The following is an 8,027-nucleotide window of genomic DNA, read 5'->3' as shown; positions in this document are numbered from 1 at the left end:
AGTAGGCAGTAGGCAGTAGGCAGTAGGCAGTAGGCAGTAGGCAGTAGGCAGTAGGGGTCTATTCGGGTGCAAGTTTGAAAATAAGCTGGCGAAGCATTTTGCCGATGCCCTCCGTGGATGTCAGCAAATGACTAGCTTGATCATGCGTGGCAAGGCCAATGCGTTCAGCGATCTGGAGGTGTGTCTCGAATTCCTTCAGCGAGCCTTGGGCAATCCTCAGAAATTGCTGATAGGAACCTCTGTTGTCTCGGCCATAACCTTCGGCGATGTTTGCAGGAATAGAGGTTGCTGAACGGCGGATTTGGCTGGTCAACCCATACAATTCCTCTTTTGGCCATGCCTTGGTCAAAGAATAGGTGGCGACAGCCAGATCCATCCCCTGCTGCCACACGATAAGATCCTTGTAGGAATTGATCTTGCCGGTCATCTCACTGCCTACTGCCTACTGCCTACTGCCTACTGCCTACTGCCTTCCAATTAATGCCCGCGCGATGATGACGCGCATGATCTCGTTGGTGCCTTCGAGGATCTGGTGCACCCGCAGGTCCCGCACCAGCTTCTCGATGCCGTAGTCGTGCAGGTAGCCATAGCCGCCGAGCAGCTGCAGTGCGTCGTTGGCGACATTGAAGCCGGTATCGGTGACGAAGCGCTTGGCCATCGCCGACCATTTGCCGGCGTCCGGCGCCTTGCGGTCGAGCTTCGCGGCGGCGGCATAGAGGAAAATACGCGCCGCCTGCAGTTCGGTCTCCATGTCGGCCAGCCTGAACTGCAGCGCCTGGAACTGGTTGATCTTCGAGCCGAAGGCCTTGCGCTCGGCGGTGTAGGAAAGCGCCTTGTCGAGCGCCGACTGCGCGCCGCCCAGCGAACAAGCGGCGATGTTCAGACGGCCGCCGTCGAGCCCGGCCATGGCGATGCCGAAACCCGCACCTTCGCCGGACAAACGGTTCTCCGCCGGCACCTTGCAATCCTCGAAGATGACCTGGCGGGTCGACTGCATATGCCAGCCCATCTTGTGCTCGTCGGCGCCGAAGGAGAGGCCTGGCGCATCTCTGGGCACGACGATGGTGGAAATGCCTTTCGGCCCTTCAGTGCCGGTGCGCACCATGACGGCGTAGACATCGCTGTCGCCGGCGCCCGAGATGAACTGCTTGGTGCCGTTGAGGACATAGTCGCCGCCGCTCTTCACCGCGCGCGTTTTCAGGGCTGCGGCATCGGAACCGGAGCCGGGCTCGGTCAGGCAGTAGCTCGCCAGCCATTCCATAGAGGTCAGCTTCGGCAGGAAACGCTGGCGCTGCTCGTCATTGCCGAAACGGTCGATCATCGAGGCCACCATGTTGTGGATAGAGATGAACGATGAAAAAGCCGGATCGGCGTGCGACAGCGCCTCGAAGATCAGCACGGCGTCGAGCCGGCCAAGTGCCGAGCCACCGACATCGTCCCTGATATAGATGCCGCCAAGGCCGAGCGGGCCGGTCTCGCGGATCACATCGGCCGGGAAATGCTTGTTACGGTCCCAGTCGAGCGCATTTGGCGCGACACGGTCTGCGGCGAAGGCCTGCGCCATCTCCTGGATGGCGCGCTGCTCCTCGTTAAGTTCGAACTGGCTGGTGCTCGCATCGACCGCGGCGTCCATGGCGTGCTCCCTAATCTTCGACCTGTTGGCCTGTCGTTTTTGGCTTTGCGCGCGCACCAATCTAGACCAATGATGCCGCCGCGCAACCCGATCCCCTGCGGAGCGGCTGTGCATCAATGCATGTTCGGAGTAAGATGTGACGACAAAATTCGATGAACTGCTGGGCCGGTTCCGCGCATACCTTTCTTCCGTGGATCACGCCTTGGTGCGCGATGCCGTGGCGCGCATTGGCTGGGACATGCCGGCTCGCACGCTGGAGCCGCATCCGCTCAACTGCCTGCGTCATCTTGATCGCGCCGCAGAGCTGGCGCCGCCGGATGCCAAGCCGCTGGTGCAACTGCTTGCTGAACGGCGCAACGATTTCCGCTGGGGGCAGACCTACAGCGAGGCGGATTTCGGAAAAGAGTTCATCGATAAATACGGCTGGCTGGAAGTGTTCGGCACCCGAGGCCACTTCGTCAATGACGCTGTCGCCGCCGGCGTGCTGATCCTTGGGCCTGATATCGTCTATCCCGACCACCATCACATTGCCGAGGAAATCTACATTCCGCTGACCGGCGGTACCGAATGGCGCATGGGCGAGAGCGGCTTTTGCATGCGCACGGCCGGCGAGGTCGTCCACCACGCGTCCAACGTCAATCACGCCATGCGCACCGGCAAAGACCCATTGCTGGCGCTGTACATCTGGCGCGGCGGGCCGCTGGCGCAGAAATCCGATATCACCGGAACCTTGGCGCAGGGCAGGGACTGATGGCCAGAGCGATCATGCTGCAAGGCACGGGTTCCGACGTCGGCAAGACGGTGCTGGGCGCCGGCCTCTGCCGCGCGGCAAAGAAGCGTGGGTTGAAGGTGCGGCCGTTCAAGCCGCAGAACATGTCGAACAACGCCGCCGTTGCCGATATTCCCGGCGACAAAGCTGGCGGCGGCGAGATCGGCCGCGCGCAATGGCTGCAGGCGATCGCTTGCGGCGTGGCACCCTCGGTCCACATGAACCCGGTGCTGCTGAAGCCGCAGACCGATGTCGGCGCACAGGTCATCGTGCAGGGCAAAATGTTCGGAGAAGCGCGGGCGCGTGATTACCAGGCGATGAAGGGCCAGTTGATGGACGCCGTTCTGGACTCCTGGGGCAAGGTCGGCGAGGGCGCCGATCTCGTCATCGTCGAGGGCGCGGGTTCGCCGGCCGAGATCAACCTGCGCAGCCGCGACATCGCCAATATGGGCTTTGCCACGCGCGCCGACGTGCCGGTGGTGCTGGTCGGCGACATCGATCGCGGCGGCGTCATCGCTTCGGTCGCCGGCACGCATCTGATCCTGCCGGAGGAGGACCGGCGCATGATCGTCGGCTATCTCATCAACAAGTTCCGCGGCGACATTTCGCTGTTCGACGATGGGCTGAAGTCGATCGAGACATTCACGGGTTGGCGCTGTTTCGGCGTGGTGCCGTGGCTGAAGGCGGCGGCGCGCCTGCCTTCGGAGGATTCGGTGGTGCTGGAGCGGTTGGCGTCCGGTGAGGCACGCGCGCTGAAGGTGGCGGTGCCGATGCTTGGCCGCATCGCCAATTTCGACGATCTCGACCCGCTCAAGGCCGAACCGCAGGTCGAGGTGGTGTTCGTGCCGCCGGGAAAGCCTCTGCCGGCCGATGCCGGGCTGGTGGTCATTCCGGGCTCCAAGTCGACGATCGGCGATCTGCTGAAATTCCGCGAGAACGGCTGGGATCGCGACTTGCTGGCCCATCGCAAGCGCGGCGGCCATGTCGTTGGTATCTGCGGCGGCTTCCAGATGCTCGGCCGCACAGTGCGCGACCCTGACGGCATCGAAGGCAGCGTCATCGAAGCCGAAGGGCTCGGCCTGCTCGACGTCGAAACGGTGATGGAACCGGAAAAGACGGTGCGCAACGTCAGCGCCCGTTCGGTGCAATTCGACTTGCCGCTCGAAGGCTACGAAATCCACCTCGGCCGCACCACCGGACCGGATACGCTGCGGCCTTCCGCTGTCATCAATGGTGTCGAGGACGGGGCGGTGTCGGCCGACGGCAAGGTGATCGGCACCTATATGCACGGCCTGTTTGGCGCCGACGGCTTTCGCGGGAGATTCCTCGAAAGCCTCGGCATCAAGGGCGGCGGCATCGACTACCGGGCCGAGGTCGAGCGGGCGCTGGACGAGGTCGCAGCCGAGCTGGAGACCCATCTCGACTGCGACGCGATTTTTGCACTGGCGCGGTAATTCGGGGCACTGGTTGGCTCAGGCCTTCTCGCCGGCCTTCGGCCAGTAGGTGCCAAACGACCAGACGTTGCCTTCCGGGTCGCCGCAGATGAACTCGCGGCTGCCATAGTCGCGGTTGGTCAATTCCTGGATGATCGTGGCGCCGGCCTTCCTGGCCTTGGCATAGGCGGCATCCGCGTCGTCGACGGCAATGTAGATCGACTTGCCGCTGCCTGAGCCGGGTTCGCCGACCATCTTGCCGTAGTCGTCGTCGCGGACCGTGCCAATCATGATCATCGAAGAGCCGAAGACCAGTTCGGCATGGTGTACGACATCGCCTTCGCCATAGCGGGCACGGACGCTGAAGCCGAAAGCCTCGCCCAGCCAATCGATCATTCTTGCCGCGTTCTTGTAGCGCAAGGCGGGGTAGAGGCGGGGCGCTTCAGTGGTGGTGGGCATGGGAACCTTCTTCGTTGGGTTGGTCGTTAACCCACTCTGCTCAAAGGCCGGTTCGGCGTCTTGAAGAAATGTTACCTGACGGAGAGCGCGGTTGGCGTCTCGCCGGCGAGGTCGCGAAACTCCCGCACCAGATGAGCCTGGTCGGCATAGCCGCAATCGGCGGCTATATCCGCCCAATCGGCTGTCGGCTGTCTCGACAGGCCGAGCGCCCGGTTGAAGCGGACGATGCGCGACAGCGTCTTGGGGCCGATGCCGATGGCGTTGGAAAAACTGCCGGCGAGATGCTTGCGGCTCCAGCCCAGCCTTTCGGCGATCGATCCAATGCGGGTCCGGCCGCCGGATGCGATGATGCGGTCATAGGCCCAGGCGATTTCAAGCGGCGTCTCGGCGGCATTCTCGAGACGGGCGGTGACGAAGGCTTCGGCCATGTCGAAACGCGTCGTCCAGTCCGGCGCGTTGCCAAGCTTTTCACGCAGCGCCAAGCCTTGCGCGCCAAGCACGTCGTCGAGGGCGACCATGCTGTCGGCCAGTTCGCTCATCGGCAGGCGGAAGAAACGGCGTGCGCCAAGCGGCGTGAAGTTGACCTGGACGCAGCAGGCGCCGCCGAAGGATTCGATCACCACCGGTCCGGCAAAGAGGCCGGCGGCGAAACTGGCGAAGCGGTCATTGTCGCCGGGTGCCTTGCCGAGGCCGATGGCGAAGGGTTCGGCGAAGTTGATGACCAGTGGCACGGTGAGGGACGCGTATTCGACGTTGAGCATATGGCCGGGCGTCATTTCGCGATAGCCGCAAATGTCCGACACAATGCCCTGAAGTCGAGGATCGGGCAGGCGCCGGCGCATCTCGACCCGCCCGGCGACGGACCGGTCCTGCTCTTGCTGGAGTTGCATCTCGACTGGCATCGGCCATCCTTGCGCCACGTCAAATCTAGCAGACCCGGGGCCGGAATCAAAAGCGCCCGGCTTTTGGCCGGGCGCTCCTCGTCCCCACTTCAAGGGAAATGGTCAGGCGCCGCGCATCAAGCAGCCGCCGGCAAGCACGATGAAAGCAATAAGAACAATCCACACCGATGCGAGTGGAATGAACGCAAGAACGCCAAGCGCGGCGAGTGCCCCGATGATGGCGATAACAACGGAAATGATAAAAACGATCTGCGTAGGTGCGCTAAGATTCATGTGTGGCTCCTCCAACATGATTCGAACAGCGGCATTCTATCAGGGCGCGTGATCACACACCAATCAGAGCGCGCAGCGGGTTCGCCGGGTCGGCCAGCAGCTTCACAGCAAGCGCCAGGCACACGATCACCAGCAGCGGCTTGATCAGTTTTGCGCCGATGCGCATGGCCAGGCTGGCGCCGACGCGGGCGCCGAGGAACTGGGCAACGCCCATCATCAGGCCGATCTTCCAGTAGACGACGCCGAAGGCCGCGAAGACGATGAAGCCGCCGATGTTGGATGCGAAGTTGAGCAGCTTGGTATGCGCCGTCGCCTTGAGCACGCCGTAGCCGGCAAGTGCCACGAAGGCCAGCATGTAGAAGGAGCCTGCACCCGGCCCGAACAGGCCGTCATAGAAGCCGATGGCCGGCACCAGGGTCAGCCCGAACAGGAACGGCGACAGGCGCTCGGCGCGGTCGATGTCGTTCATGTTGGGCTTGAACGCGAAGTAGAGCGCGATGGCGATCAGCACGATAGGCAGGGCAGCCCGCAGAATGTCACCCGGCACGATCGTTGCCAGCAAGGCGCCGATGGCGCTTCCGACAAGGGCCAGAAGCGCCGACGGCAATTGCCGGCGGAGGTCCACATGACCCTTCGACGCATAGTGGATGGTCGCCGAGCCCGAGCCGAACATGCCTTGCAGTTTGTTGGTGGCGAGCGCCTGGACCGGCGTGAAACCGGCAAGCAGCAGCGCCGGCACGGTGATCAGTCCGCCGCCGCCGGCGATCGAATCGACAAAGCCCGCGGCAAAGGCGGCGAAGGCGAGCATGGCGACGGTCTGGATGCTAAGGTCGATCATCTGATGTATGGGGTGTCCGGCCGGCTGAAATATCGGGCGTTCGACCACGGCCGCCCTGTTTGCGCAAGATCGATTCCGCGCTACCTCTATCCAAGCGCATCGCGCTTGGATTTGTATTTGTGTGGTTAACCCGGAAAGAGGCTCCTGATGGCATTCGCATTGCTGGACCAGATACGTCAGATATTCGACGGCGACCCGGGTGTGCGCAAGGTGGCGGACGATCCGGTCCTGTCGGCGGAACTGCTGATGCTGTTTCGCATGATCCTGGCCGACGGGTCTGTCAGCGAGAGCGAGATGGTTGTCTTCCGGCGCATCTGCAAGGACGCCTTCGGCATTGCGGAAAGCAGCATCGACAGCGTCATCGAATATCTCAACGAGTTCGGCTACGAGACCAATGGTTCGCAGGCGATCGCACTGTTCCGCGACCTCGATGTCGAGCGGCGCCGGCAATTGGCCAAACATATGGCGGAGATCGCCAAGGCGGATTCGCAACTGGCCGAGAGCGAGATGCGCCTTCTGCGCCGCACGCTCGACCTGCTCGATATCAGCCCGGTCGATGTGGTGAAGCCGCAGGAGTGATTGGACGCCTTCTCTCCTGATCAGCCTTGCTCTCGCAGCCGCGTCGCGATCGCCCGGTGCAAATCAGGGGCGGCGGTGACAAGCGCCTTGGCCGCCTCGGATTGCGGGTGGTCGAGCACCGCGTTCGTCTTGCCGCGCTCGACGACCTTGCCGTCATGCATGACCAGCACCTCGTCCGTGATGGCGCGGGCGACGGTCAGGTCATGGGTGATGAAGAGATAGGCGATGCCGAGCTTCTGGTTGAGCTCGGCGAACAAATCAAGGATTTGGGCGCGGATCGAGACGTCGAGCGCCGAGACCGGCTCGTCGGCGACGACCAGCTTGGGGCGGGTGATGATGGCGCGGGCGATCGACAGGCGCTGGCGCTGGCCGCCGGAAAATTCATGCGGGTATTTGTCCATGTCGCTGATGCCGAGGCCGACTTCGTGCAGCGCATGCGCCACCATTTCGCGGCGCTCGGTGCGTGTCGGCTGCTTCTCCAGCACATGCAGGGGTTCGGCGACTAGTTTTTCGACCTTCTGACGCGGGTCGAAGGATCCGTAGGGATCCTGGAAAACGACCTGCATGTCACGTCGCGCCGGCTTCAGCTCGGCTTCGCTCTTGCCGGTGACGGTCTCGCCTCGGAACCGGATCGTGCCCGAGCTTGGCCGGTCCAGCGCCAGGATCATGCGGGCGAGGGTTGACTTGCCGCAGCCGGATCTGCCGACCAGCGCCACTGACTGACCCGGCGCCATCGACAGCGAGACATCGTCGACGGCGCGGATGCCAGGCGCGCGTTTGAACAATGAGGTGCGCCGTCCGGGATAGTCGCGTGTCACGCTTTCGACCTGAAGCAAAGGTCGGCTCGTCTCGATGCCATGCGGCCTGGCGCGCGCCGGCACATGCATCGAGGCCTGCGCCAGCTGGCGCGTGTAGGGATGGAGCTGTTCGGACAGCGTGCGCGCAGTGTCGCCGGCTTCCATAACCTCGCCGCGGCGCAGGATAGTGATGCGGTCCGCCATCTCGGTCACCACGGCGAGGTCGTGCGAGATCAGGAGCAGGCCCATGCGGCTCTCGGCGACGAGGTCGCGCAAGAGGTCGAGGATCTGCGCCTGCAGCACCACGTCGAGCGCCGTCGTCGGCTCGTCGGCGACCAGCAGCT

The 8,027-nt window shown here is 63.3% G+C and carries 10 protein-coding genes; 3 read left to right on the top strand and 7 right to left on the bottom strand.

Annotated features, from left to right (window positions below):
• Positions 1 to 58: 58 nt before the first annotated feature.
• Both EOB80_RS31935 and EOB80_RS31930 read right to left on the bottom strand, forming a co-directional pair.
• Entirely contained in the window at positions 59 to 427 is a 369-nt protein-coding gene (locus EOB80_RS31935; RefSeq protein ID WP_127331895.1) for a four helix bundle protein, read from the bottom strand.
• 36 nt (positions 428 to 463) lie between these two features.
• On the bottom strand, positions 464 to 1,633 hold the full coding sequence (locus EOB80_RS31930) for an isobutyryl-CoA dehydrogenase (protein ID WP_127331893.1): 1,170 nt from the start codon (positions 1,631 to 1,633) through the stop codon (positions 464 to 466).
• A gap of 136 nt (positions 1,634 to 1,769) precedes the next feature.
• On the opposite strand from EOB80_RS31930, the gene EOB80_RS31925 reads away from it, so the two are divergent.
• Entirely contained in the window at positions 1,770 to 2,384 is a 615-nt protein-coding gene (locus tag EOB80_RS31925) for a dimethylsulfonioproprionate lyase family protein (RefSeq protein WP_127320791.1), read from the top strand.
• Positions 2,384 to 3,856, top strand: coding sequence for a cobyric acid synthase (locus EOB80_RS31920; RefSeq protein WP_127331891.1), 1,473 nt, complete (start codon positions 2,384 to 2,386; stop codon positions 3,854 to 3,856). The genes EOB80_RS31925 and EOB80_RS31920 overlap by 1 nt, the downstream gene beginning before the upstream one ends.
• A gap of 18 nt (positions 3,857 to 3,874) precedes the next feature.
• Here EOB80_RS31920 and EOB80_RS31915 read toward each other — a convergent pair whose 3' ends face one another.
• From EOB80_RS31915 to EOB80_RS31900, 4 genes are all read right to left on the bottom strand, one after another.
• Entirely contained in the window at positions 3,875 to 4,294 is a 420-nt protein-coding gene (locus EOB80_RS31915) for a VOC family protein (protein WP_127331889.1), read from the bottom strand.
• A gap of 71 nt (positions 4,295 to 4,365) precedes the next feature.
• Complete coding sequence (locus EOB80_RS31910) at positions 4,366 to 5,196, bottom strand: AraC family transcriptional regulator (RefSeq protein WP_127331887.1); 831 nt, start codon at positions 5,194 to 5,196, stop codon at positions 4,366 to 4,368.
• 102 nt (positions 5,197 to 5,298) lie between these two features.
• On the bottom strand, positions 5,299 to 5,469 hold the full coding sequence (locus EOB80_RS31905) for a hypothetical protein (RefSeq protein WP_127268806.1): 171 nt from the start codon (positions 5,467 to 5,469) through the stop codon (positions 5,299 to 5,301).
• A gap of 52 nt (positions 5,470 to 5,521) precedes the next feature.
• The gene (locus EOB80_RS31900) at positions 5,522 to 6,307 is read right to left on the bottom strand and encodes a TSUP family transporter (protein ID WP_127331885.1); all 786 of its coding nucleotides are present in this window, start codon (positions 6,305 to 6,307) and stop codon (positions 5,522 to 5,524) included.
• Between the two features lie 147 nt (positions 6,308 to 6,454).
• Between EOB80_RS31900 and EOB80_RS31895 the strand changes: the two genes are divergently transcribed.
• Complete coding sequence (locus tag EOB80_RS31895) at positions 6,455 to 6,886, top strand: TerB family tellurite resistance protein (protein WP_127268808.1); 432 nt, start codon at positions 6,455 to 6,457, stop codon at positions 6,884 to 6,886.
• A 20-nt stretch (positions 6,887 to 6,906) separates the two neighbouring features.
• Here the strand turns inward: EOB80_RS31895 and EOB80_RS31890 are convergent.
• Positions 6,907 to 8,027: ATP-binding cassette domain-containing protein (locus EOB80_RS31890; RefSeq protein WP_245466493.1), on the bottom strand; the 1,121-nt coding region annotated here is incomplete at its 5' end.

It is taken from the genome of Mesorhizobium sp. M7A.F.Ca.MR.245.00.0.0 (assembly GCF_003997415.1).
In the GTDB taxonomy this organism is placed as follows: Bacteria; Pseudomonadota; Alphaproteobacteria; order Rhizobiales; family Rhizobiaceae; genus Mesorhizobium.
This window is presented reverse-complemented; position numbering and strand designations above follow the sequence as displayed.